Source organism: Providencia sp. wls1914, assembly GCF_009706645.1.
GTDB classification, from domain to species: domain Bacteria; phylum Pseudomonadota; class Gammaproteobacteria; order Enterobacterales; family Enterobacteriaceae; genus Providencia; species Providencia zhijiangensis.
Genome location: NZ_WLUN01000004.1, coordinates 232,168 through 256,880, shown reverse-complemented (window position 1 = coordinate 256,880; position 24,713 = coordinate 232,168). Strand labels below are relative to the sequence as shown.

General features: G+C 43.2%; 17 protein-coding genes and 4 pseudogenes. 11 read left to right on the top strand and 10 right to left on the bottom strand.

The features are described 5' to 3' along the window. Positions 1 to 4 precede the first annotated feature (4 nt). From ilvN to leuO, 4 genes and pseudogenes are all read right to left on the bottom strand, one after another. Positions 5 to 523, bottom strand: a pseudogene (gene ilvN, locus GKR74_RS03330) (acetolactate synthase small subunit). Next, positions 496 to 2,253, bottom strand: a pseudogene (gene ilvI / locus GKR74_RS03325) (acetolactate synthase 3 large subunit). Before ilvI ends, ilvN begins: the two co-directional pseudogenes overlap by 28 nt. A 329-nt stretch (positions 2,254 to 2,582) precedes the next feature. Next, positions 2,583 to 4,340: an AMP-dependent synthetase/ligase gene (locus GKR74_RS03320; protein WP_154602522.1), complete on the bottom strand. Its 1,758-nt coding sequence runs from the start codon at positions 4,338 to 4,340 to the stop codon at positions 2,583 to 2,585. 321 nt (positions 4,341 to 4,661) lie between these two features. Further along, the gene (gene leuO, locus GKR74_RS03315) at positions 4,662 to 5,609 is read right to left on the bottom strand and encodes a transcriptional regulator LeuO (protein ID WP_154602521.1); all 948 of its coding nucleotides are present in this window, start codon (positions 5,607 to 5,609) and stop codon (positions 4,662 to 4,664) included. Between the two features lie 906 nt (positions 5,610 to 6,515). Between leuO and leuA the strand changes: the two genes are divergently transcribed. The 7 genes and pseudogenes from leuA to GKR74_RS03275 all read left to right on the top strand — a co-directional run bounded on the left by leuA (position 6,516) and on the right by GKR74_RS03275 (position 15,351). Further along, positions 6,516 to 8,096, top strand: a complete 1,581-nt coding sequence (gene leuA / locus GKR74_RS03305) for a 2-isopropylmalate synthase (protein ID WP_154602519.1) — start codon at positions 6,516 to 6,518, stop codon at positions 8,094 to 8,096. 2 nt (positions 8,097 to 8,098) lie between these two features. Next, on the top strand, positions 8,099 to 9,190 hold the full coding sequence (gene leuB, locus GKR74_RS03300) for a 3-isopropylmalate dehydrogenase (protein WP_154602518.1): 1,092 nt from the start codon (positions 8,099 to 8,101) through the stop codon (positions 9,188 to 9,190). Position 9,191: 1 nt separating this feature from the next. Beyond that, positions 9,192 to 10,595 carry a 3-isopropylmalate dehydratase large subunit gene (gene leuC, locus GKR74_RS03295; RefSeq protein WP_154602517.1) on the top strand — a complete coding sequence of 468 codons (1,404 nt, stop codon included), beginning with the start codon at positions 9,192 to 9,194 and terminating at the stop codon, positions 10,593 to 10,595. Positions 10,596 to 10,606: 11 nt separating this feature from the next. Next, a complete protein-coding gene (gene leuD / locus GKR74_RS03290; RefSeq protein ID WP_154602516.1) occupies positions 10,607 to 11,209 on the top strand; it encodes a 3-isopropylmalate dehydratase small subunit in 603 nt (200 codons plus the stop codon). Positions 11,210 to 11,631: 422 nt separating this feature from the next. Beyond that, positions 11,632 to 13,314: pseudogene (sgrR, locus tag GKR74_RS03285) on the top strand (HTH-type transcriptional regulator SgrR). 563 nt (positions 13,315 to 13,877) lie between these two features. After that, positions 13,878 to 14,561, top strand: coding sequence for a DNA mismatch repair endonuclease MutH (gene mutH / locus GKR74_RS03280; protein WP_418055353.1), 684 nt, complete (start codon positions 13,878 to 13,880; stop codon positions 14,559 to 14,561). Between the two features lie 61 nt (positions 14,562 to 14,622). Continuing rightward, complete coding sequence (locus GKR74_RS03275; RefSeq protein WP_154602514.1) at positions 14,623 to 15,351, top strand: TerC family protein; 729 nt, start codon at positions 14,623 to 14,625, stop codon at positions 15,349 to 15,351. A gap of 26 nt (positions 15,352 to 15,377) precedes the next feature. Here the strand turns inward: GKR74_RS03275 and GKR74_RS03270 are convergent, their stop codons facing one another. After that, a complete protein-coding gene (locus GKR74_RS03270; RefSeq protein ID WP_154602513.1) occupies positions 15,378 to 15,617 on the bottom strand; it encodes a helix-hairpin-helix domain-containing protein in 240 nt (79 codons plus the stop codon). Positions 15,618 to 15,833: 216 nt separating this feature from the next. On the opposite strand from GKR74_RS03270, the gene GKR74_RS03265 reads away from it, so the two are divergent. Continuing rightward, a complete protein-coding gene (locus GKR74_RS03265; RefSeq protein WP_154602512.1) occupies positions 15,834 to 16,709 on the top strand; it encodes an alpha/beta fold hydrolase in 876 nt (291 codons plus the stop codon). Between the two features lie 55 nt (positions 16,710 to 16,764). Here GKR74_RS03265 and speB read toward each other — a convergent pair whose 3' ends face one another. Together speB and speA are read right to left on the bottom strand one after the other, a co-directional pair. Continuing rightward, positions 16,765 to 17,685: an agmatinase gene (gene speB / locus GKR74_RS03260; RefSeq protein WP_154602511.1), complete on the bottom strand. Its 921-nt coding sequence runs from the start codon at positions 17,683 to 17,685 to the stop codon at positions 16,765 to 16,767. Then, positions 17,678 to 19,603, bottom strand: a pseudogene (speA, locus tag GKR74_RS03255) (biosynthetic arginine decarboxylase). Before speA ends, speB begins: the two are co-directional and overlap by 8 nt. A 691-nt stretch (positions 19,604 to 20,294) precedes the next feature. Between speA and metK the strand changes: the two are divergent. Next, positions 20,295 to 21,446: a methionine adenosyltransferase gene (gene metK / locus GKR74_RS03250; RefSeq protein ID WP_006661136.1), complete on the top strand. Its 1,152-nt coding sequence runs from the start codon at positions 20,295 to 20,297 to the stop codon at positions 21,444 to 21,446. Between the two features lie 174 nt (positions 21,447 to 21,620). Then, entirely contained in the window at positions 21,621 to 22,739 is a 1,119-nt protein-coding gene (locus GKR74_RS03245; protein WP_154602509.1) for a Fic family protein, read from the top strand. A 127-nt stretch (positions 22,740 to 22,866) separates the two neighbouring features. Here GKR74_RS03245 and GKR74_RS03240 read toward each other — a convergent pair whose 3' ends face one another. The 3 genes from GKR74_RS03240 to GKR74_RS03230 are packed head-to-tail and all read right to left on the bottom strand — an operon-like array spanning position 22,867 to position 24,062. Beyond that, the gene (locus GKR74_RS03240; RefSeq protein ID WP_154602508.1) at positions 22,867 to 23,283 is read right to left on the bottom strand and encodes a DUF6691 family protein; all 417 of its coding nucleotides are present in this window, start codon (positions 23,281 to 23,283) and stop codon (positions 22,867 to 22,869) included. Between the two features lie 4 nt (positions 23,284 to 23,287). Next, positions 23,288 to 23,725, bottom strand: coding sequence for a YeeE/YedE family protein (locus GKR74_RS03235; protein WP_154602507.1), 438 nt, complete (start codon positions 23,723 to 23,725; stop codon positions 23,288 to 23,290). Position 23,726: 1 nt separating this feature from the next. Then, positions 23,727 to 24,062 (bottom strand): ArsR/SmtB family transcription factor, encoded by a 336-nt coding sequence (locus GKR74_RS03230; protein WP_154602506.1) that lies wholly within the window; start codon positions 24,060 to 24,062, stop codon positions 23,727 to 23,729. A gap of 117 nt (positions 24,063 to 24,179) precedes the next feature. Between GKR74_RS03230 and GKR74_RS03225 the strand changes: the two genes are divergently transcribed. Beyond that, positions 24,180 to 24,707, top strand: coding sequence for a SprT family zinc-dependent metalloprotease (locus GKR74_RS03225; protein ID WP_154602505.1), 528 nt, complete (start codon positions 24,180 to 24,182; stop codon positions 24,705 to 24,707). Positions 24,708 to 24,713 lie beyond the last annotated feature (6 nt).

Below are 24,713 nucleotides of genomic sequence, written 5' to 3'. Positions count from 1 at the left end.
CGCTCTATTCTACCTGCGGCGGATAAATTTTTCATCGCATAATTTTATCGCCACGAGAAACACCAACAATCCCTGAGCGTGCAACTTCAACAATTTCAGCAACACCACGCACAGCTTCAAGGAATGCATCCAGTTTATCGCTTGTTCCTGCGAGCTGAACGGTGTACAGCGTTGGTGTCACATCCACGATTTGCCCACGGAAAATATCGGCACTTCGCTTAATTTCATCGCGCCCATAACCGGAAGCTTGTAGTTTCACTAACATGATTTCACGCTCGACATGAGCTGATGCGGTCAGTTCACTCACACGCAACACATCCACCAGTTTATGCAACTGTTTTTCAATCTGCTCGAGCACCTTGGCATCCCCCTTTGTCTGGATGGTCATCCGTGACAATGTCGGATCGTCGGTCGGTGCTACGGTCAAGCTTTCGATGTTATAACCGCGCTGTGAAAACAACCCAATCACGCGAGATAATGCCCCTGATTCATTCTCTAGTAACACTGATAAGATACGACGCATGATCAAGTCCTCTCCGTTTTACTTAACCACATTTCATCCATTGCTCCACCACGGATCTGCATTGGGTAAACATGCTCAGTTTCATCAATATTAATATCTACAAAGACCAGACGCTGGTTTTCATTCACTTCGGTTAGCGCTTGTTTCAGCTTATCTTCAAGTTCATCTGGGGAGGCAATTGAAATCCCCACATGCCCATAAGCCTCGGCTAATTTTGTGAAATTTGGCAATGACTGCATATAGGACTGTGAGTGACGACCTTGATAAATCATGTCCTGCCACTGTTTTACCATGCCCAAGAAACCATTATTCAGATTCAGGATCAGTACCGGTAATCCATATTGCAGCGCAGTTGAAAGCTCTTGAATGTTCATCTGAATACTGCCGTCGCCAGTCACGCATACAACCGTGGATTTAGGGTGCGCTAATTTAACCCCTAAAGCAGCTGGCAAACCAAAGCCCATGGTGCCTAAGCCCCCTGAGTTGATCCAGTGCCGTGGTTTATCAAACGGATAATAAAGTGCAGCAAACATTTGGTGCTGCCCCACATCTGAGGTCACATAAGCTTCACCGTTGGTTAAGCGGTAAATAGCCTCAATGGCTTGTTGCGGCTTCACTTTACTTGGGTTTAATGCATATTTTAGGCACTGTTTTTCGCGCCAAATACCGATCTCCTTCCACCACGTTTGCAGTGCAGCAGTATCTTGCTCGGCAGCCGCATGATCCAGTTGAGCAATCATCTGTTCTAACGTAAGTTTTGCATCGCCAACAATGGGAATATCCGCTTTGACTGTTTTCGAAATTGAGGTTGGGTCCACATCAATTTGGATCACGGTTGCATTCGGGCAATATTTTTCTAAGTTATTGGTTGTACGGTCGTCAAAGCGAACACCTACCGCAAAAATCACATCAGAATGATGCATCACTTTGTTAGCTTCGTAGGTGCCATGCATTCCGAGCATACCCACAGATTGTTGGTGAGTTTCGGGAAATGCGCCTAGCCCCATCAACGTTGATACCACTGGCAACTGAAGTTTTTCAGCTAGTGTCATTAGCTCCGCGGAGCAATTGGCATTGATCGCACCGCCACCGATATACATCACTGGCTTCTTCGCCGCGACTAATTTGGTCAACGCTTTCTTAATTTGTCCTTTGTGCCCTTGTAAGGTCGGATTATATGAGCGCAATGAGACGGATTCAGGGTAGCGATAAGGGAATTTAGCGGCCGGATTCACCGTATCTTTTGGAAAGTCGATCACCACAGGCCCTGGGCGTCCACTCGCCGCAATATAGAACGCTTTTTTGATGGTTTCAGGGATCTCTTTCGCGTGTTTGATGAGAAAACTATGCTTCACGATTGGGCGCGAAATACCCACCATATCGCACTCTTGGAACGCATCGTTCCCAATTAATGAACTGGCGACCTGCCCCGATAAAACCACCATGGGTACAGAGTCCATATACGCAGTCGCAATACCAGTTATCGCATTGGTTGCGCCGGGTCCTGACGTTACTAACACTACGCCCACATCCCCTGTTGAGCGCGCATAGCCATCGGCCATATGCACCGCAGCTTGCTCGTGACGAACTAAAATATGCTCTACGCCACCCACGGTATGCAGTGCATCATAAATATCAAGAACTGCGCCTCCCGGATAGCCAAATACGTGTTTCACTCCTTGGTCAATCAATGACTTGACGGCCATTTCTGCTCCCGACAACATCTCCATGAGTTTGCCCTCAGACTATTTGCAAGTTAACAGAGAGCCGAACGGCCCTCTTTAATTTTTATTAAGTTAGTCATAAATTCAGCTCTTAACATATCCCTACCATTTGTGGGACGCAAATTTGATTTCGCAGAGAAATTAAGGAAGATTTCATTTTGTCTTGAACATGAAAATTCGGCAGATTCATTGACTAGTTTTCAATCAAAATAGAGCGAAAATAACTAAAAGGTAAGCAAAAATAGTGGCAACGCGATTTTACATAAATAGCAGGTAAAACAAAGCCCTTCAGGGATAACCACTGAAGGGCTTAGAAAATATGATTAAATATCGAATTACTCTTGATACATAGATTCAATTTCTAATCGGTAGCGCTCTGAAATAATTTTACGGCGTAATTTCAGCGTAGGCGTTAATTCACCTTTCTCCATTGAGAAATTGCTTGGTAACAGTGTAAAACGCTTCACTTGATGGAAGTTTTCCAGATTCTTTTGTAGCTCTTTGAGACGACCTTCAAACAGCGCGACAATTTTAGAGTCTTTTAACAGCTCCAAACGATCACGGTATTTTAAGTTAATTGAATTTGCATACTCTTCAAGGCTGTCATAGCAAGGGACTATCAGCGCAGAGACAAATTTACGTGCATCAGCAATGACGGCAATATGCTCAATAAAACGGTCTTGACCTAAAACACCTTCGATAACCTGTGGCGCAATATATTTCCCGTTAGACGTTTTCATTAAATCTTTCAGTCTATCCGTAATATATAAGTTGCCTTGCTCATCGATTTTTCCGGCATCCCCTGTACGCAACCAACCATCAGCCGTGAATGTATCTATCGTTTCTTGCGGGCGATTATAGTAGCCTTTCATGACGACGGGGCCTTTGACTTGGATTTCGTCGTTTGCGCCAATGCGTACAGAAATGGCAGAAAGCGGTGTACCAATTGAACCTAATGGGTATTTGTTAGCTTCCCAGCACGAGACTGTCGCGCAAGTTTCGCTCATCCCATAGCCATATTTGATATCCACACCTGCAGACAAGAAAAACGCAATCACATCATCATCGAGACGCGCGCCCGCCGCTGGCATAAAACGAATGTGACCACCGAGCCCTTGGCGAATCTTGCTTAGAACCAGTTTATCTGCCAATGCATATAAGCGATTGTTGATAAATGAAAGTGATTTACCTTTCGCCATCGCTTTCACTTTTTGTTTCCCTATCGCAATCGCCCATTTGAAAATCGCACGACGCATGAAAGGCGCTTGGGATACTTTACTTTGTACTGCGCTATAAACTTTCTCATAGAAACGTGGTACGGCACACATCACCGTTGGCTTAACATCAGCAAGCGCTTCTTTTACTAAATTAGTATTGGTTAAATAGACATTACGCGCGCCGCTGTGCATGACATAAAAACTCCATGCGCGTTCAAAAACGTGGGAAAGCGGTAGAAAACATAATGAAACATCGTCTTCGGACAGTTCTAAACGGTTGTCATGAAGATAAAGCTGAGCTGCCATATTGTAGTAATCCAGCATTACCCCTTTCGGTTCACCCGTGGTGCCCGAGGTATAAATAATGGTGAATAAATCACTTAAATTTTGAGCAGCAATTCGCGTATCTAACTCAGCTTGATATTGAGGCTGAGCGAGGGACATAAATGTCGATAAGTGCATGCTGTTAGCCACTTGGCCATCTAATTCAACATTATCATCTAATGCAATGATAGCGGTGAGTTGCGGGCAATGGGCAAGTAATTGGCAAGCAACTTGGTATTGTTCTTGAGCACCCACAAAGAGGATCTTAATGTTGGCGTCATTAATGATATAGGCGGCTTGGTCGATACTGCTGGTAGCATAGAGAGGCACCGTCACGGCTTTAATTTGTAATACAGCCAGATCAACCAAAGACCAATTCATACTGTTTTGAGCAAAAAGCCCAATATTCTCTTGCGGTGCAACATTCATCGCTAAGAGCTGATGTGCAATCGCGGTGGTTTTGGTACCCACTTCTGCCCAAGTCAGTTCTGATTGATGTCCGTTGTCCCATTGACTGAAAGCTATCCGATCCGCTGACTCGCTCGCGTCCATTCTGGAACGTATGCGGTTAACAATATGATATGGATATAGATTTTCAGTAATCAAAGTGTATTCCCTATAGGTCATTAGAATTTTAAGTCATTCGGCAAACTCACAAATAACCTAATCTTAATACTTTTTATTATTTCAGCTTACATCTGTTAGCTGAATATTTTGAGTGTATAGCGGAAAGATAAACGAGGAAAGGAATAAAGTGTAAATTTTTTGCAAATGCTACGGACACAACAAAACTCGCCACTATTTTCATCATGGCGAGTTAGTATTTAGAGGAATATGCTAGTGTTATCTTGGAATGAATTGAATCAATCTAGCTTACAACTGTTCTATCATTTGGCAAAACTGCGTTTTCATCCATTGATGGCCTTTATCTCGCGCCGTCGATTCATGCCACGTTAAATAACATGGGCGGGAATTATCTTCCCAAGGCAATGATAAAGTACGTAGTTGCAGTTGACTTGCATGGTGTTCCACTAACCATTTAGGTGCAATCGCCACTAAATCTGTTTGTGCCACAATGTTCAATACACTGTTTAAGTCAGTTCCTTGATAACTGACAGTGTGTGAAAGTTCCGTATTATGGTAATACAGTTTGCTAAATGACCCGATATTATCCATTGCCATAATAGCGTGTCTTTCATTCACTAACATTTCTTGATTAATGGTACTTTCAATTCTTGGATGGTGACTCGCTACGACTAAAACTAATTCATCATTAAATAAAATCTGATGTTGATATTCGGGTTTTTCGAATTGATTATAGCCCAAGAAGAAATCTATCTCTTGATACTTTAATTGATGCGCTATGTTATTCCCTAAAAAAGAATGAATGAAAACTTGAATATTTGGCGATGCAATTTTAAATTTATCAACAATTATTGCCGCTAAGCGAATATCCAATGGAGAGCAAATAGATAAGTTAAATGCTCTTTCGCTTTGCTTAGGATCAAATCCTGCGCCTGGTAATTCATTATGCACCAATTGAAGCGCTTGTCTTACTGGCCCAAATAATTGTTTAGCACGCGAAGTTGGTTGAATACCACGCCCATAACGAACAAATAATTCGTCATTGAACATAGATTTTAAACGGGATACGGCGTTACTTACTGCAGGCTGAGACATACCGAGAACTTGTGCTGCACGAGTGACATTTTGCATTTGCATCACAACATCAAAAACAGTTAATAAGTTCAAATCAACATTACGCAGATGAATATCGCTACTTTCTTTTTTTGCTGTTGAGATCGTATCAAAATCAGTCATTTTTAACTCCACTAAATATATTTATCATTTTTAATTAATGAACATAATTCATCAAAGCAATATTGACGAAAAATATAAAATCATTAAATATTATTTTTAAAACAACTTATACATGATAAGTTATTTCGCTTTCCCTGCATTTATTAAAACGACGCTTCTATTCTTTTTGCCCATAAATTAGAATCGAGGTATAGATATCATCATAAAATGCAAATATTCATCAGTGTAATGGGTGCGTGTAACTTATTAAAGTCAGCATCATTTCGATAAAAATAATAAAACAAATTCAAGAATAAATCATAATAAATCTCTTCTATAAACGCGCTTGAATCTCATTATCAGATTAATTTTTAATTATTTATTTATTAGATAATTAACCTTATTTGAAGCATAGCCATCATCAATACCAACAAAGACTTTTATCTAACTTCTGCATACTTTCATTATATAAACATAATAAAAATCATTACGTTATAAAAACATCATCATGCCATTAATTTTTAGACGAAATTTTAGCCTACTTTTAGCGGCCTGATATAGACAAAAACATCATAAAAATTATAAATATCAGACGCAAACTCCAATAATCGATAACAACTCAATTTCGAGCATTTCGAGCTCAAAAAATTAAGTTTGACATCATTATTGAAATCACGTATCAATAAATGCAGATTATTTGAAATTCATAGAGAGACAGTTACCCATGACATTTTCTATCCGCCTACTAAGCCTACTACTACTCGCAGCCAATTTGCGCGGTATGCTTATGGATGGAAAGTAAAACAAATACTGTCCACAAACATAAAGAAGCCCGCGCAACCAGCGGGTTTTTTTATGCCTGCGGCTAGATGGGAATCCAACAAACAGAATTAAAAACAACAAAATTTAGTCTATGAGGAACGCATTATGAGCAACCAAGTTATCATCTTCGATACGACCTTACGTGATGGCGAGCAAGCCTTGCAGGCCAGCTTATCCGTTAAAGAAAAATTACAAATTGCTTTCGCGTTAGAGCGCTTAGGTGTCGATGTTATTGAAGCTGGGTTTCCTGTCTCATCCCCGGGTGATTTTGAGTCTGTTCAAACTATCGCCCGAGAAATCAAAAACAGCCGCATCTGCGCATTAGCACGCTGTGTTGAAAATGATATTGATGTAGCGGCTGAATCCTTGAAAGTGGCTGAAGCATTCCGTATTCATGTGTTCTTAGCGACATCCAATTTGCATATGCAGAAAAAGTTAAACAAAACGTTTGATGGCGTGATGGATATGGCGGTCAACTCCATTAAACGCGCACGTCGTTATACCGATGATGTGGAATTTTCGTGTGAAGATGCAGGTCGTACCGATATTGATAACTTATGCCGTATTGTCGAAGCCGCCATTGGTGCTGGCGCGACTACTATTAATATCCCAGATACCGTCGGCTACACGACCCCATATCAATTCGGTGGCATTATCTCTTCTTTATATGAGCGCGTACCTAACATTGATAAAGCCATCATCTCCGTTCATTGCCATGATGACTTAGGCATGTCAGTCGCCAACTCCATCAGCGCCGTTCAAGCCGGAGCTCGCCAAGTGGAAGGAACGATCAACGGATTAGGCGAACGCGCAGGAAATACCGCGTTAGAAGAAGTGATCATGGCGATTAAATTGCGTGAACAGATGTTAGGTGTGCACACCAATATCAATCACAAAGAAATTTACCGCACCAGCCAGTTAGTCAGCCAGTTATGCAATACCCCAATTCCTGCCAATAAAGCGGTTGTGGGCAGCAACGCATTCGCGCATTCATCAGGGATCCACCAAGATGGCGTGTTAAAGAATCGCGAAACATACGAAATCATGACCCCTGAATCCATCGGCTTGAAAGAGCAACAATTGAATTTAACCTCTCGTTCAGGTCGTGCAGCAGTTAAACACCGCATGGAAGAGATGGGTTACAGCGAAGGTAAAGATTTCAACTTGGATGAGTTATACACCGCATTCTTGAACTTAGCCGATAAAAAAGGCCAAGTGTTTGATTATGATTTAGAGGCTTTAGCCTTCTTCGCGAAACAACAAGATGAAACTGACCATTTTGTCATGGATTACTTTAGTACACAGTCGGGTTCAAGCATTGTGGCCACTGCAACCGTCAAAATGCAGTGTGGTGAAACAGAAAAATCAGAAGCGGCAACCGGAAATGGCCCTGTTGATGCCATCTACCAAGCGATTAGTAAAATCACCAACTACCCAATGAAATTGGTTTCTTACCAATTGTCTGCAAAAGGTCAGGGGGAAAATGCATTAGGACAAGTGGACATCGTCGCTGAATGTTTTGGCCGTCGTTTCCACGGTATGGGATTGGCGACGGATATCGTTGAGTCATCAGCAAAAGCGATGGTGCACGTGTTGAATAGCATTTGGCGTGCAGAACAAGTCAAAAAAGAAAAACAAAAAATCTCTGACCAAGAGTCACAAATTAATACAAAGGAAGCGGTGTAAACATGTCTACGAATTTTAATATTGCGGTATTAGCGGGCGATGGAATCGGCCCTGAAGTGATGGCTCAAGCTCATAAAGTATTGAACGCGATTAGTAAGCGATTTGCTATCACCATTTCAACTAAAGAATATGATGTGGGCGGCGCTGCCATTGATAATCACGGAGAGCCATTACCGCAAGCGACAGTCAAAGGTTGTGAAGAGGCTGATGCCGTATTATTCGGCTCAGTGGGTGGCCCAAAATGGGAACATTTGCCACCGGACAGCCAGCCTGAACGCGGCGCATTATTACCATTGCGTAAACATTTTAAATTATTCAGTAATTTACGCCCTGCTCGTTTATACCAAGCATTAGAAGCATTTTGCCCATTACGCGCAGACATTGCTGCTCAAGGGTTTGATATTTTATGCGTCCGTGAATTAACGGGTGGGATTTACTTTGGTCAGCCAAAAGGCCGTAAAGGCGAAGGCGCTGAAGAATATGCGTTCGATACCGAGGTTTATCACCGCTATGAAATTGAACGCATTGCCCGCATTGCCTTTGAATCTGCTCGTAAACGTAGCCATAAAGTGACTTCAATTGATAAAGCTAACGTTTTACAAAGCTCCGTATTATGGCGCGAAGTGGTTAACCAAATTGCCAAAGAGTACCCAGATGTTGAAGTGAACCATATGTATATCGATAACGCCGCGATGCAGATGATCAAAGCCCCTTCTCAGTTTGATGTGGTTCTGTGCTCCAACTTATTCGGTGACATTATTTCCGATGAGTGCGCGATGATCACAGGCTCGATGGGTATGTTGCCTTCAGCTAGCTTAAACGCCGATGGCTTTGGCTTGTACGAGCCCGCAGGCGGTTCAGCGCCAGATATCGCAGGCAAAAATATTGCCAACCCAATCGCACAAATTTTGTCGGCATCCATGTTATTGCGTTTTAGTTTGAATCAAACGGAAGCGGCTGATGCCATCGAAAGCGCGGTGAATAAAGCATTAGAAAATGGCTATCGTACTTCAGATTTAGCGGGCAATGGTCAATCAATCAGTACCAGTGAAATGGGTGACATTATCGCTCGTTATATTGAAGAAGGGGTTTAACATGTCGAAGACTTTATACCAAAAATTATATGACGCTCACGTTGTCCGTGAGGTTGAAAACGAAATCCCTTTAATTTATATCGATCGCCATCTGGTACATGAAGTGACTTCACCGCAAGCGTTTGATGGTTTAAGAACCAAAAATCGCCCGTTGCATCAACCAAGCAAAACATTTGCAACCATGGATCATAACGTGTCAACGCAGACTAAAGATATCAATGCCTGCGGTGATATGGCGCGAATTCAGATGCAAGAGTTGATGAAAAACTGCGAAGAATTCGGCGTGACTTTATATGATTTAAATCACCCATATCAAGGTATTGTCCATGTGATGGGGCCAGAGCAAGGCATCACTTTACCGGGGACAACCATCGTTTGTGGTGATTCTCATACTGCCACTCACGGTGCATTCGGCGCATTAGCTTTTGGGATTGGGACATCCGAAGTTGAACACGTCATGGCGACCCAAACCTTGAAACAAGCGCGTGCCAAAACCATGAAAATTGAAGTGGTGGGTAAAGCACCTGCGGGGATTACCGCAAAAGATATCGTTTTAGCCATTATCGGTACCACGGGTAGCGCAGGTGGAACGGGCTACATTGTCGAATTTTGCGGTGATGCAATTGAAGATTTGAGCATGGAAGGTCGCATGACCGTCTGTAACATGGCGATTGAGTTAGGCGCTAAAGCCGGCATTATCGCTCCCGATGAAACCACCTTTAATTATATGAAAGGTCGCCAATTTGCACCGAAAGGCCAAGATTGGGATGATGCTGTCGCGTATTGGAAAACGTTAAAAACCGATGATGATGCGAAGTTCGACAAAGTGATCACCATCCAAGCTGAGACTATTGCACCGCAAGTGACTTGGGGTACTAACCCGGGGCAAGTGATCGCGATTAACCAACCAATCCCAGCACCTGAATCTTTTACTGACCCCGTCGAGCGAGCTTCTGCAGAAAAAGCCTTGGCGTACATGGGATTGGAATCAGGTATTAAGTTATCTGACGTGAAGATTGATAAAGTCTTTATTGGCTCTTGCACTAACTCACGCATCGAAGATTTACGCGCCGCTGCGGCCATTGCCAAAGGGAAAAAAGTCGCGTCTGGCGTACAAGCCATTGTGGTACCAGGTTCCGGCCCAGTTAAAGCCCAAGCTGAACAGGAAGGTTTGGATAAAATCTTTATGGATGCTGGCTTCGAATGGCGCTTACCAGGCTGTTCAATGTGCTTAGCGATGAACAACGACCGTTTGAATCCGGGTGAACGCTGCGCATCCACCAGCAACCGAAACTTTGAAGGTCGCCAAGGTCGTGCAGGTCGCACCCATTTAGTTAGCCCTGCAATGGCTGCTGCCGCAGCGATTAACGGTCATTTTGCTGATGTTCGTGACATTCAAATCTAAAGGAGAAAACCATGGATAAGTTTATTAAGCATGTTGGGATTGTTGCTCCTTTAGATGCCGCAAACGTCGACACCGATGCGATTATTCCAAAACAATTTTTGCAGAAAGTGACTCGCACAGGCTTTGGTCAGCATTTATTTAATGACTGGCGTTTTTTAGATGATAAAGGCCAGCAACCTAATCCTGATTTTGTCTTGAACAAACCAGTATTTAAAGGCGCTAGCATTCTGTTAGCCCGTGAAAACTTTGGTTGCGGTTCATCTCGTGAACACGCACCTTGGGCACTGACCGATTTCGGTATCCAAGTGGTGATTGCGCCAAGTTTCGCCGATATTTTTTACGGTAACTCGTTTAATAACCAATTACTGCCAATTAAATTAAGCGAACAGCAAGTGGATGAGATGTTCAACTATGTGAACAGCCACGAAGGTTGCCAGTTTACGGTGGATTTAGAAGCGCAAACCGTCACTGCTGGCGACAAAGTGTATACTTTCGAGATTGACAGTTTCCGCCGCCATTGCATGATGAATGGCTTAGACAGCATTGGTTTGACGTTACAGCACGTTGACCAAATCAAGGATTACGAGCAAAAGCTCCCCGCCTTTATGAATTAATCCCCAGCCCACTTCGGTGGGCTTTTTCTTGCCCGTAAAAGTAGAACTCAACTCCAACAAACCGCGCCCACCAATAAATCCTTCCCCATTAATTCCTAATATGCAATTATTCAATTAATTGCCTCTTTATATTTTTCAAAATAGTTCGCGTTGTGGCAAGGCGGCAAAATGAGGATATCTCGGGGAGCATACATAAGTATGTGACCTGAGTATCCTAATGAAGCCAACACAGCCACAACGTGAAATATGAAGAAAAAAAGCCAGTATGCATTCACATACCGGCTGGTAAATATATACCATTACTCAATAAAAGGGGGAGTAAACCTGCAACAGACAGGTCAATAGAGCTACTTACTGCCCCCTATTATCTACGGAATATAGGATATTAAAATTGATGCAATTTATTCTGGAGTTCCTCTTTTATGTCTAATTCTCGATTACAAACGCAATTTGTACGCTTGTGGCAGCACTTTCAGGGAAAAAACAGTGAAACCACATTGCAAGATATTGCCGATATTTTGTTTTGCTCTCGCCGTCATGTTCGTACCCTGCTCAATAATATGCAGTCCCATGGTTGGCTCAGTTGGCAAGCAGAATCGGGACGAGGAAAACGCTCCGCATTAATTTTTCATATCAATGGCTTAGAACTACAACAGGCGCAGGCTGAACAGCTGTTAAAAGAAGAAAGTATTGAAAAACTTGTGGCTCTCGTGGGCGATAAAGAGACTATCCGCCAAATGGTCTTATCGGAGCTTGAGCGCAGTTATCGACAAGGTAAAAACTTACTGCGCATCATTTATTACCGTGATTTTCCTAATTTACTTCCCGGCACCCCAATGCGCCGCTCTGAAATCCACTTAATGAGTCAGATATTTAATGGATTAACTCACTTAAATGAGGAAAAAGGGGAAGTAGAAGATGGTATTGCTCACCACTGGCAAGCCATTAACGAGCAACATTGGCGCTTTTATTTACGTCCGGCTATCTATTTTCATCATGGACGTGAAATGCAAGTGGAGGATATTATCCACTCTTTATTACGATTAAAGCAGTGCTGGCCGCTGTTCTCACATATTCACTCGGTCACCTCCTCGCAACCTTACGTGATTGATGTCCATCTGAGCCATCCTGATACGCAATTTCCTTGGTTACTGGGCAGCCCACATGCCGCCATTCTCCCGAAAGAGTGGGAAACCATCAGCGGCTTTAGTCAGCGCCCTATTGGTACGGGTCCTTATGAAGTCGAAACCAATATTCCTCAGAAACTCACCATCAGCGCTTTTGACCGCTATTTTGGCTATCGTGCCTTGTTGGATGAGGTGACTATTTGGGTGGTTCCCGAGCTTTCTGAGCAGATGGTGTGTACCACATTAAAGATGGATGGTGATAAACGCCACAATGACTCTCTCGAAAGCCGCATGGAGGAAGGTTGCTATTTTCTGTTATTCGACCAACGCTCCGACATTTCTCAACGGGAAGATGTGCGTAAATGGCTGTGTAGCTTTTTAACCCCCGTCAACCTACTAGCGCACTGTGAATCCTTCTATCAACGCCACTGGGCGCCTGCTTATGGATTACTGCTTCATTGGCATCACAGTAAAATGCTCTCCCAGCGAACCAAACCTGAAGACTTAACCGAACTAACGGTCACCTTTTATCGCCATCATCATGAATTTTATGCCATCAGCCAAATCATGAAGCGAGTGTTAGAAACCCAAGGAGTAGAGCTTAAAATTAACATCGTTGATTATGATGATTGGTTTAACGGGGATGCAAAGAGCGATATTTGGCTCTCCACTGCCAACTTTTATAAACCTCTTGAATTTTCTATCTTCGCCACGTTGTACGAAATGCCGCTATTGCGTCAGTGTTTAGGAAAAACCCTCGATGAAGAGTTACAGTTGTGGCGCCAGCAAAAATTGGATGTGGAATCTTGGTGCGAGAGCTTGATTGATTCTCAAGTCTTCCACCCCATTTTTCATCACTGGTTAGAGTTACAAGGTCAAAGAACGATGCGAGGTGTTCGTATGAATACCTTTGGCTGGTTTGACTTTAAATCAGCTTGGTTTAAGCCAACTGAGGATAATACACAGAATTGATGATAGTTATAAACAGTTAGAGTGAGTAAAATGGATTTTATTCACTTTTTCTGTGGATATCCATGTGAACAACCAGATAGTAATCAGGGTATATCCCAACTATTCATTTCTAACAAAAAACCACACTAAAAAATAAAACATTATAAATCATAGCAATAAGTGAATTTCACATGAGATATCCACTGTAAGTTTTCCCCTCTTTTTTTGTTAGGAGTTCAACTGAGCAAAGATCAATCAATGCATGTTTTATCCACAAGGAATGTACTTAACTTACCCGCTTTTTGTGACGAGCTTCAATAAATGACATTAGTCAAGGCTGTAAATTCACACAGTAATCGCAGTTTTTCACAGTTATCCAGAAATCCTGTGGATAACCTAGTGCATGATCCTGTGATTATCTTGGGATGAAGTTGAATAACCCTAAATATTCATAATCCCGTCTGTGATTATTATCTAATATCCATATATATATCATGAAGTTAAATACGGTGACTAAAAAGTGTTATACTCACCCTATCTTGCGACCATTTCCTTGGTTATTTTTTAAACACAATCAAATTCTGTCGACTATGTCCTTTATACCGCCTTCACCACCAGAAAATGAAACCGTCTTATTAGCGCGAGCCCAAGCCCTTGCAGGCTATACGCTTGGTGAGCTAGCAACTATCGCAGGTATCCCAATCCCCCCCGATCTTAAGCGAGATAAAGGCTGGGTCGGGACACTGTTAGAGTATTTTTTAGGTGCGACCGCAGGCAGTAAAGCCGAACAAGACTTTGCAGATATTGGAGTCGAGCTTAAAACAATTCCAATCGATCGCCATGGCGTACCATTAGAAACGACGTTTGTCTCTGTCGCGCCACTTACAGGCAATAGCGGCCTAACATGGGAAAATAGCCATGTGCGCCGCAAATTATCTCGTATTCTGTGGTTTCCGATTGAAGGTGAACGCCAAATTCCACTTGCCCAGCGCCGTATTGCAAACCCGCTGATTTGGAGCCCTTCTGCGCTTGAAGAACAACTTTTACGCCAAGATTGGGAAGAGTTAATGGATTTAATTGTGCTGGGAAAAGTCGAAACCATCACCGCTCGTCACGGACAAGTTTTACAGATTCGTCCCAAAGCGGCGAATAATAGAGCGCTAACCGAAGGTATTGGTGAATTTGGGCAGCCAATAATGACATTACCGAGAGGTTTCTATTTAAAAAAAGATTTTACAGGTCCATTATTAGCGCGGCACTTTAACCTCGGTTAATCAGTCAAGGTATCGCCTGTGCCAAACAGACGATTTTTTATTCCATTTTTAAGGCAACAAGATGTTTGAGTGGTTCTTAGATCCCCATGCTTGGATGGCATTGGCAACATTAACAATTTTGGAAGTCGTACTGGGTATCGACAATATTATTTTCTTAAGTATTGTCGTCAGCAAATTACCCGCTCATCAACAAAATAGTGCCAGACGTATTGGGTTAATCGCAGCGATGGGCATGCGCTTAGCACTGCTAGCGTCCATTGCTTGGCTCGCACGCCTCACCACGCCACTTTTCACATTAGCTGAACATACCGTTTCCGCCCGCGACTTAATTTTGTGTGCCGGTGGCTTATTCCTAATTTGGAAATCCAGTCAGGAGATTTTCGATACCATTGAAGGGGAAGACGATGATGGAATAGCCCAGAAAAAAGTGACTTCATTCTGGGGAGCCATTATGCAAATCGCAATTTTAGATATTATCTTCAGTTTAGATTCGGTGATCACCGCCGTGGGGCTATCTGACCATCTGTTTATTATGATGGCAGCTGTGATTATGGCGGTCATGATCATGATGTTCGCCGCGAAACCTATTGGTGATTTTGTGGAGCGTTACCCTTCCGTCAAAATCCTCGCACTCTCTTTCTTGATCCTTGTGGGCTTCACTCTGTTACTTGAAAGTGTTCAGGTACATGTATCAAAAGGCTATATCTATTTTGCTATGTTCTTCTCCATGTCAGTGCAAATGCTCAATATTCTGCGTAGCAAAAAGTGGAAAATGAAAAACAAGCAATAAGTGAAAAATAAACAGTCATAGCCAACTTAGCGTAAGGCGTCCTTTGCTGCAGCAATAGCGCCTTCCACCGCTTTTTTAGCTTGAGGGCTATTTTTCCAACAACTTGACCCCGTTAGTGCCGCGCCCGAAATTAAAATTTCATCGTAAGAAGCTTCACTTAACTGCGCTAAAGATGAAAACCCCATTTGTTCTAATCGGCTAATCACTGTTGGTCCAACTCCCTTCACCGCTAAGAGAATTTGCTTTTCTGAGTCTGAAAATGGCATAAATTATCCTTTTGGCTGTAAAATAGCCGTAATTGAGCGTATATTTTGCAATTAACCTATTTCTTAATTTAAAATTCTGAGCTGTCTATAACAGGTTGAGTTACCTGCCCTACAAATCTGTTTTAGCAAATAGGAAATAACAACGGTAAAGTCATTGACGACTCGCGATAGAAACTAACATGTCGCACTAAAAATTCTATCTTGTAGGTATTTATTATGTATAGCAACAAAATATCCAATACTCGCCATATGTCGATGACATTATCTGATGGGCGACTTTTGTGTTGGTATGAATCTGGCCCTGAACAGGGGTTCCCCGTGATTTTTTGTACTGGCGCAGGGATGAGCGGTACACTGGGCTTTGGCATTGACCGTCTTGAAGAGCTAAATATACGCTTGATAACCCCTGAGCGTGCCGGACTCGGTCAATCCACCTTTGATGAGCATAAATCCCTACAACGCTTTGCTCAAGATATTCAAGAACTTCTGAATGCTCAAAAACTGCCGTCATTTTCCGTTGTCGGTTTTTCTCAAGGTGCCGTTTTCGCCATGGCACTCGCCAGCTACGCCTCCCCTGTTTCTTTATCGCTTGTGTCAGGACAAGACCAATTTGAGTTTCCTGCAACCCGTGCGCAATTAAAACAAGATGTGGTTAATATGCAGGAGCAAGCCATTCATACCCCTGATGCTTTATCGGAATGGTTGATGCGCAATGTGACCTCACAATGGTTACTGGCATTTATTCTTAACTGTAGTGCAGAGATAGACCAGCAGGTTTATAGCGAAGAGAGCTTCTTAACCGCCTACAGTGACTGTATGGAACGTGCATTTATGCAAGGTAACCAAGGCTATGTTCAAGATCTCTTAATCGCCCTGCAGCATTGGCAGTTCAATCCTGAAGATATCCACTGCCCTGTCGCACTGTGGTATGGCGAGCAAGATGTGAGTACCGTGCATTCACCTGATTTTGGTAAAACACTGGCTCAGCGTTTTCCTGATAGCGAACACTTTTTGTTCTCTCATGAAGGCGGCTCAGTTCTGTGGACACAAGCCTATTCCATTCTTGCCCAATTGAAAGAACACAGCCTTTAGGCATAAAAAAAGGTGCCCAATGAAACATTAGGCACCTTAAATAGCGGATTAAAACTTACTTTTTAGACGCTTGGATATATAACAGTTCCAATGCAATCGTCGCTGCGGCTAATGCCGTAATTTCTGATTGGTCATAGGCTGGAGCCACTTCCACCACATCCATCCCAACAATATTCAGTGACTTAATTCCACGCAGCAGTTTTAACGCTTTATCAGATGTTAAACCACCAATCACTGGCGTACCGGTTCCTGGTGCAAATGCAGGATCCAGACAGTCAATATCAAATGTCAGATAAACAGGCATATCACCCACGATCTGTTTGATCTGAGCAACCATGTCATCCACACCACGATCATTCGCTTGAGCCGCATCCAATACCGTGAAACCGTTGTCAGAATCATGCTCAGTACGAATACCAATCTGCACAGAATGATTTGGGTCGATCAAACCTTCTTTTGGCGCATGATAGAACATGGTGCCGTGGTCATACAGGCTGCCATTGCCGTATGTGTCAGTGTGCGCATCAAAATGCACTAACGCCATTTTACCGAAGTGTTTCGCATGGGCGCGCAGTAATGGCAATGTCACAAAGTGGTCGCCACCAAACGTTAAACAGCGTTTACCGGATTCCAACAGCTTTTCAGTGTGAGCTTGCAGCTTGTCGCACATATCTTGCGCATCACCGAAGGCAAACACTACATCGCCGCAGTCAACCACGTTGAGTTTATTCTTTAATTTGAAATCCCATGGCCAACGGTGACTTTCCCATGCTAAGTTTGTTGAAACTTGTCGAATGGCCGCAGGCCCATGACGGCTACCTGCACGCCCGGAAGTTGCCATATCAAATGGAACGCCCGTGATCACCCAATCAGCATCAGAGCTATAGGGTTGAAAATTTAATGGAAAACGTAAAAAACCAAATGCGTTTGAAACCAGTGAATTATCAACCTGATTTCCTAATGTGCTATTAATCATCACTGTTCCTTAATCATTCATCTTCTAAGTAAGTGTAACCGTACAACCCACTTTCAAACTCGTTCACAAAATCTTTTTGCAGCTCGTCGCTTAGCCCAGTGCCTTTCACTTGCTCAATAAAGCTTTCTAACAGTACTTCAGGAACCAGCTTCACATATTGCAGCATATCGGCGACTGAATCGCCCTCTTCACTTTGCAGGTAACGAATGCTGCCTTGGCTATCAACCCACACATCGATGGCGGCAGTATCGCCGAATAAGTTGTGCATGTTGCCTAAAATTTCTTGGTATGCCCCGATCATAAAGAAGCCAATCATCGGCGGATTTTCTGGATCATACGCTGGCATTGGCATGGTGGTTTCCACCCCATCACCATCAACATAATGATCAATAATACCATCTGAGTCACAAGTGATATCCAGCAATACCGCACGTCTGTCTAACGGCTTATCTAAGCCTTCAATTGGCAAGACTGGGAACACTTGGTCAATTCCCCAAGCGTCTGGCAGTGATTGGAACAGCGAGAAATTCACATAGAATTTATCCGCCATACGCTCTTGCAGCTCATCAATAATTGGGCGATGAGCGCGGTTGCTAGGGTCTAAATCTTGCTGAATACGGCGACAGATATTTAAGTATAGCTCTTCTGCCCATGCGCGTTGTGTTAAGTCCAACACACCATGCGCATACTGGGTATGTGCTTCTTGCAAGTCAAACTGGCTATCGTGAAGCCATTCACGCAGCGAGCGGCTATTACCTTGATGCTGCATGGATTCCCACGTTTCCCATAACGAAACCAGTGAACGTGGCGCATCTTCACTCGGCGGTGTGGTTTTGGTGAATTCGTTACGCTCAACCCCAATCACGTTAGAGACTAACACGGTATGGTGAGCGGTCAATGCACGCCCAGACTCGGTGATCACCGTTGGGTGTGGCAAGTTAAACTCTTCACACGCATCGCCAATCGCCCAAATCACGTTGTTCGCGTATTCGTTCAAGCCATAGTTAACCGAACAATCTGACTGAGAACGCGTACCTTCATAATCAACGCCTAAGCCACCGCCCACGTCAAAGCACTGAATGTTGACACCTAATTGATGCAACTCGACGTAGAAACGGGCTGACTCACGAACCCCTGTCGCGATATCACGAATATTCGCCATTTGAGAACCTAAATGGAAGTGCAATAATTGCAGGCTATCCAAGCGGTTCGCATTGCGTAAAATTTCGACTAATTGCAGAACTTGTGTTGCCGCCAATCCAAATTTAGATTTTTCACCGCCACTCGCCTGCCATTTACCGGAACCTTGGGATGCTAAACGGGCACGAACACCTAAACGAGGCGTCACTTCCAGTTTTTGTGCTTCTTCCAGCACCATCTCGATTTCAGACATTTTTTCGATAACTAGGTACACTTTGTGCCCCAGTTTTTCGCCGATTAATGCCAGACGAATATATTCGCGATCTTTATAGCCGTTACACACAATCACAGTGCGAGTGCGACCTGCGTTGGCTAATACTGCCATTAATTCCGCTTTTGAACCCGCTTCTAACCCTAAAGGTTCCCCAGAATTGACCAGCGACTCAATCACACGACGTTGTTGGTTAACTTTAATTGGGTAGACTAAAAAATAGTCCCCTTTATAACCGTAAGATTCGCGCGCACGTTTAAACGCCGCGTTAATTGAACGCAAACGGTGTTGCAAAATTTGAGGGAAACAGAACAGCGCAGGTAAACGTAAATGTTCCTGCTCTTCTTTAACTTGGTAGACTAAATCAGCTAAATCAACAAAGGTGTCAGGGTTTTCAGGATTCGGGCAAACACAGACATTTCCGCGCTCATTCACCTGATAGTAACCACCGCCCCAATACGCAATATTGTAAGTTTGGCGCATCTTGCGAGCGATATTATCATTCATAATAAACTCCTAGTATGGAGGGGTGAGTGATGCGTTCTCCTTCCAGACAAGCAGCGACCAAGCGCATGATGCAACTAGGCAGTAATGTCAGGGAAACAGCGATACTCAGATTGTAATTAAAGTGCTTAGAACTTCTAAACGGTGACAATATATATCCACAGACTTAGCAGACGACTACATTATAGATTACTGGCTAAGTATTATGGATCTATGATAGGTATGACGGTAACTTCGCGATGAAGTCAACATAGACAGGAAAGTAAAAGCCAATGTCACACGGCGATCCGCGTAAGACGGTTGGATACTGTTATTCAGCAGATTATGGATCATCGCCCATTAACCCCCAATATAACTGTTTTCCCCTTAAAAACTTCAATGATTATTATTGAAATTCAACCGGTTATAAACATTCCTGATAGAAAGCAGACTCATGGCTGACCTGCTGGTATATAGCGGGAAATGACAACCATCCGCTACGGTCGCAGTTTATACCTCGAATAGCCCCAAAATGCAAAAGCAAATTATCTAAAATTTCACATTCACGATAAAACTAACTGAATTAGCCATTTATGCGCTTATCATTTTAGGCTGAAAAACAGGTAGAAATTATTCATTGAAAAGTCTAGAATAGCCGTCTAGATGTTAAAACATCCAACTATAATGTTCTTTGAATTCTTAAGGTATTAATCTCATGTCTACACACCTCTTTACTTCTGAGTCCGTATCAGAAGGGCATCCTGATAAAATTGCAGACCAAATTTCTGATGCGGTCCTTGATGCTATTCTTGAACAAGACCCAAAAGCGCGCGTAGCTTGCGAAACCTATGTCAAAACCGGCATGGTCATGGTTGGTGGTGAAATCACTACCAGTGCATGGGTCGATATTGAAGAAATTACGCGTAAAACCGTTCGTGAAATCGGTTATACCAGTTCAGACATGGGCTTTGATGCCAACTCTTGCGCAGTATTAAGCGCAATTGGTAAACAATCACCAGATATCAACCAAGGTGTTGACCGTGCAGATCCTTTAGAACAAGGCGCTGGCGACCAAGGTCTAATGTTTGGTTATGCAACTAACGAAACTGACGTATTAATGCCTGCACCGGTGACTTATGCACACCGTTTAGTGCAGCGCCAAGCTGAAGTTCGTAAAAATGGCACACTGCCATGGTTACGCCCAGATGCGAAAAGCCAAGTCACCTTCCAATACGATGACAACAAAATTGTCGGTATTGACGCGGTAGTTCTGTCCACACAGCACTCAGAAGATATTGACCAAAAAGCTTTACACGAAGCGGTTATGGAAGAGATCATCAAGCCGGTTCTGCCAGCTGAATGGTTATCTCCAGCGACTAAATACTTCATCAACCCAACAGGTCGTTTCGTTATCGGCGGACCAATGGGTGACTGTGGTTTAACTGGTCGTAAAATTATCGTTGATACCTACGGCGGTATGGCACGTCACGGTGGTGGGGCATTCTCTGGTAAGGATCCATCAAAAGTTGACCGTTCTGCTGCTTATGCTGCGCGTTATGTTGCAAAAAACATCGTTGCTGCAGGTTTAGCCGACCGTTGTGAAATCCAAGTTTCTTACGCTATCGGTGTCGCAGAGCCTACCTCTATCATGGTAGAAACGTTCGGTACGGGTAAAGTTGACGAAGCATTGCTTGTGAAATTAGTCCGCGAATTCTTTGACTTACGTCCTTACGGTCTAATTCAAATGCTGGATTTATTACACCCAATGTACCAGCAAACTGCGTCTTATGGTCACTTTGGTCGCCCACAATTCCCATGGGAAAAAACCGACAAAGCGGCACAACTGCGCGAAGCTGCTGGCCTGTAATTTTCGCTAGTGTCACTGACGCTAAGCGCAAAAATCAGCTTAATAAAGACCCATCTTAATGATGGGTTTTTTTATGCCTAAAATTGCTCTCCAATGTAATGAGTCAAATAACCTTTCTATTCGCCTCATTTTTTGGGTAGAATAAACTCAATATTCACCTCATCGGAGCGCAACATGTGGATTTGGGAACAACCTAATTGGCCTACCTTTACCTATGATCAAACGCAGTTACAACCATTACTGCGTGATGTTGTTTTTCTTCAAGGCAAACTGAATGGTCGATGCGATACCTTTGATATCCGCCAACACGTATTGGATAACATCCTCGCCAATATCATTTATTCCAGTGATATTGAAGGCGAAAAGCTTGATGCACGCTCCGTACGTTCTTCCCTTGCTAACCATTTGGGCATTTCCGATGATGCACCGTTCCCGATAGATCAAAAAACACAAGGCTTAGTTGAATCCGCCTTAGATGCGATCAGCAATCTTGAAAAAACATTAACCGCTGAACGGCTGTGCCAATGGCATGCATTGATGTTTCCATCGAATGAAAGTCTGTTTAATAAAATTGCCGTTGGGTGTTTTAGGACTAATTCAATACAAGTCGTCTCTGGGCGATTAGACAAGCCCACTATTCATTTTGAAGCGCCGCCAGCAGAGCAAGTTCCTCACGAAATTGAGCAATTTCTGTCGTGGTTTAACCGCAGCCACCATGATTCGACATTAGACCCCATTCTTCGCGCTGGCATTGCCCATTTATGGTTTCTTACTATTCACCCTTTCGATGATGGAAATGGTCGAATTGGGCGTTTAATCATGGATTTAGCCTTAGCTCAAGCCGAAAAAACTACGGTTAGGCTGTATGCAATGTCTCAATGTATCAATGAACAAAAAAAGCAATATTATCAAATACTCGAACAATCCCAACGTGGAAATGTTGACCTCACCCAATGGCTGATTTGGTTTATTAGCACACTGCGTAGCGCCATCAATGAAACCTTACAACAGATCCAATTAACTATTGAAAAAACAAAATATTGGAGTCGTTTTGACCAACGTATTTTGCGACCAGAGCAGTTAAAAGTGCTAAATAGGATGCTGGATGGTGACTTTGCTGAGGGGATCAATAACCGCCAATATATGGCTGTGGGAAAAGTGAGTCGCTCAAGTGCCACACGCCATTTATCAGAGCTTGTCGAGCACGGCTTTCTTGAGGAAGGCGCTAGCGGTGGACGCAGTACACGATATCGCTTAAGCCAAGAACCGCTATTTACGGGGTCATGGTGTTAAATTGATAGGGTTAAATTGATAGGGTTAAATTGATGAGTCAATTAACGGTTATATTCGCCTCATTTTCTGGGTCGAATAATCCCATTAATTGACTCATTAGTCTTGATGACTTTCTGATGCGTGAAACTTACTTTTCAGTACGTTGAAACAGCTGGAAAATGGCCATTCCCGCTATCATCGCCAGCGTAAACAAAATACCTTGAGTCAGTCCCATACCAGTTAATAAAATAGCAGGCCCCGGGCAAATTCCCCCAAGCCCCCAACCTAAACCGAACAACACGCTGCCTATCACTAATTTTTTATCAATAATTTTACTGCTTGGGATCTGTAATGGGCAATTCAGTATACTGGTTTTGCGCTTTTTCACTAACTGGAATGCGATACCGCTTATCACCATTGCCACTGCCATGGTAACCAACAAAGAGGGATCCCAATTTCCCGTGATATCCAGAAATGCCAAAATTTTTGCGGGATTACCCATACCGGCTAACAGCAAGCCCAGCCCAAATAAAATACCGGAAACTAACGCGATAATGATTGGCATCACTTTATCCTCTTAACCCAAAGTGGTTAATCACAGCGACCGTGATAAAGGCCACCAGCATAAAAATAGCCACCGCAACCATGGAACGACGGGAAAATCTCGCCATGCCACAAATGCCATGTCCACTGGTGCAACCGCTACCTAATCGTGTCCCAAAACCCACTAACAACCCCGCAGCAATCAGTAATGGCATACTCGTTGCTATAGTGACTTCTGGCGTATACACAAAGGTAATAAACAGTAATGGTGCAACCAAGATCCCGACAATAAACGCCAGTTTCCACGCCGTATCCCCTTTAGTGGGTTTAAGGACTCCCGCTAAAATCCCGCTGATCCCGGCAATTCGCCCATTAAGAATCAATAATATTGCCACTGCTAAACCAATCAAAACACCGCCAACTGCCGCAGAGCCTGGCGTAAAATGCGCCCAATCAATCGTCATTTTAATTCCCCTTCACTGGACAATAGAGTTGATACAACGTATTGAGTAAGGTAAATAATTTCTCATCTGCAATAGAATAATAGATACGCTTACCTTCCCGACGCGTTGCGACTAATCCTTCATTTCTTAGTACGGTTAACTGCTGCGATAACGTTGGCTGCACAATACCTAGCGAAGCTTCTAAATCGCTCACGCACGCTTCGCCCTGCGTTAATTGGCACAGCAATAATAGTCTGTCTGGGTTCCCCAGTGTTTTTAATAATGACGCAGTTTGCGTTGCGGCTTGGGTCATTGCTAAAAGCAGCTGTTCTGAATTTGGTTGTTCACTCTTTGGCATCATTGGATCCCTTGTTACTTATGTATATTATTATACCTAAAAATAATATATATTTTGATATATTAATTGTCAATTATCACTTGTTAGAACTCTATGACTTCACGTATTCTTGAGGACATGAAAACAATCCGAGTCCCCATCCTGCTCCAACAGCGAGTGATGAAAACCCTGCGTGAAAAGCTCGCGTTAGCTGAAGAAAAACTGGAACAGAAATTTCCAGAGCCTTCCATCAACTATAAACAGCGTGGAACCACCGCGGGCAGCGCCTATTTAAAAGATTGGGAAATTCGCGTTAACCCGACGTTGTTAATTGAAAATCCAGATAATTTTGTGGATGAAGTGATCCCCCATGAACTCGCTCATTTACTGGTTTATCGTGTATTTGGACGTAAAGGGGTCGCCCCTCATGGCAATGAGTGGAAATGGATGATGCAGACTGTTTTAGGGGTAACGGCGAAACGGACTCACAACTTTGCAGTGACCAGCGTCAAAAGCCAAACTTTTCGTTATCTTTGTGGTTGCGACACAATTCATGAACTGACCATCAGAAGGCATAACAAAGTTGAACGTGGTGAAAACCAATATTTATGTCGAAAATGCGGGGAAATTCTCAAGCGAGAAATTGAGTCAGCGGCAGAGTGTTAATTCCCT

Excerpts from the sequence above, each read along its gene's own strand:
- leuC (WP_154602517.1), top strand. The coding sequence starts at position 9,192 with ATGTCGAAGACTTTATACCAAAAATTATATGACGCTCACGTTGTCCGT.
- GKR74_RS03235 (WP_154602507.1), bottom strand. The coding sequence starts at position 23,725 with ATGACGATTGATTGGGCGCATTTTACGCCAGGCTCTGCGGCAGTTGGC.
- leuO (WP_154602521.1), bottom strand. The coding sequence starts at position 5,609 with ATGACTGATTTTGATACGATCTCAACAGCAAAAAAAGAAAGTAGCGAT.
- GKR74_RS03265 (WP_154602512.1), top strand. The coding sequence starts at position 15,834 with ATGTATAGCAACAAAATATCCAATACTCGCCATATGTCGATGACATTA.
- GKR74_RS03240 (WP_154602508.1), bottom strand. The coding sequence starts at position 23,283 with ATGCCAATCATTATCGCGTTAGTTTCCGGTATTTTATTTGGGCTGGGC.
- leuD (WP_154602516.1), top strand. The coding sequence starts at position 10,607 with ATGGATAAGTTTATTAAGCATGTTGGGATTGTTGCTCCTTTAGATGCC.
- leuA (WP_154602519.1), top strand. The coding sequence starts at position 6,516 with ATGAGCAACCAAGTTATCATCTTCGATACGACCTTACGTGATGGCGAG.
- GKR74_RS03275 (WP_154602514.1), top strand. The coding sequence starts at position 14,623 with ATGTTTGAGTGGTTCTTAGATCCCCATGCTTGGATGGCATTGGCAACA.
- GKR74_RS03230 (WP_154602506.1), bottom strand. The coding sequence starts at position 24,062 with ATGCCAAAGAGTGAACAACCAAATTCAGAACAGCTGCTTTTAGCAATG.
- GKR74_RS03320 (WP_154602522.1), bottom strand. The coding sequence starts at position 4,340 with ATGGACGCGAGCGAGTCAGCGGATCGGATAGCTTTCAGTCAATGGGAC.
- mutH (WP_418055353.1), top strand. The coding sequence starts at position 13,878 with ATGTCCTTTATACCGCCTTCACCACCAGAAAATGAAACCGTCTTATTA.
- GKR74_RS03225 (WP_154602505.1), top strand. The coding sequence starts at position 24,180 with ATGAAAACAATCCGAGTCCCCATCCTGCTCCAACAGCGAGTGATGAAA.
- speB (WP_154602511.1), bottom strand. The coding sequence starts at position 17,685 with ATGATTAATAGCACATTAGGAAATCAGGTTGATAATTCACTGGTTTCA.
- metK (WP_006661136.1), top strand. The coding sequence starts at position 20,295 with ATGTCTACACACCTCTTTACTTCTGAGTCCGTATCAGAAGGGCATCCT.
- GKR74_RS03245 (WP_154602509.1), top strand. The coding sequence starts at position 21,621 with ATGTGGATTTGGGAACAACCTAATTGGCCTACCTTTACCTATGATCAA.
- GKR74_RS03270 (WP_154602513.1), bottom strand. The coding sequence starts at position 15,617 with ATGCCATTTTCAGACTCAGAAAAGCAAATTCTCTTAGCGGTGAAGGGA.
- leuB (WP_154602518.1), top strand. The coding sequence starts at position 8,099 with ATGTCTACGAATTTTAATATTGCGGTATTAGCGGGCGATGGAATCGGC.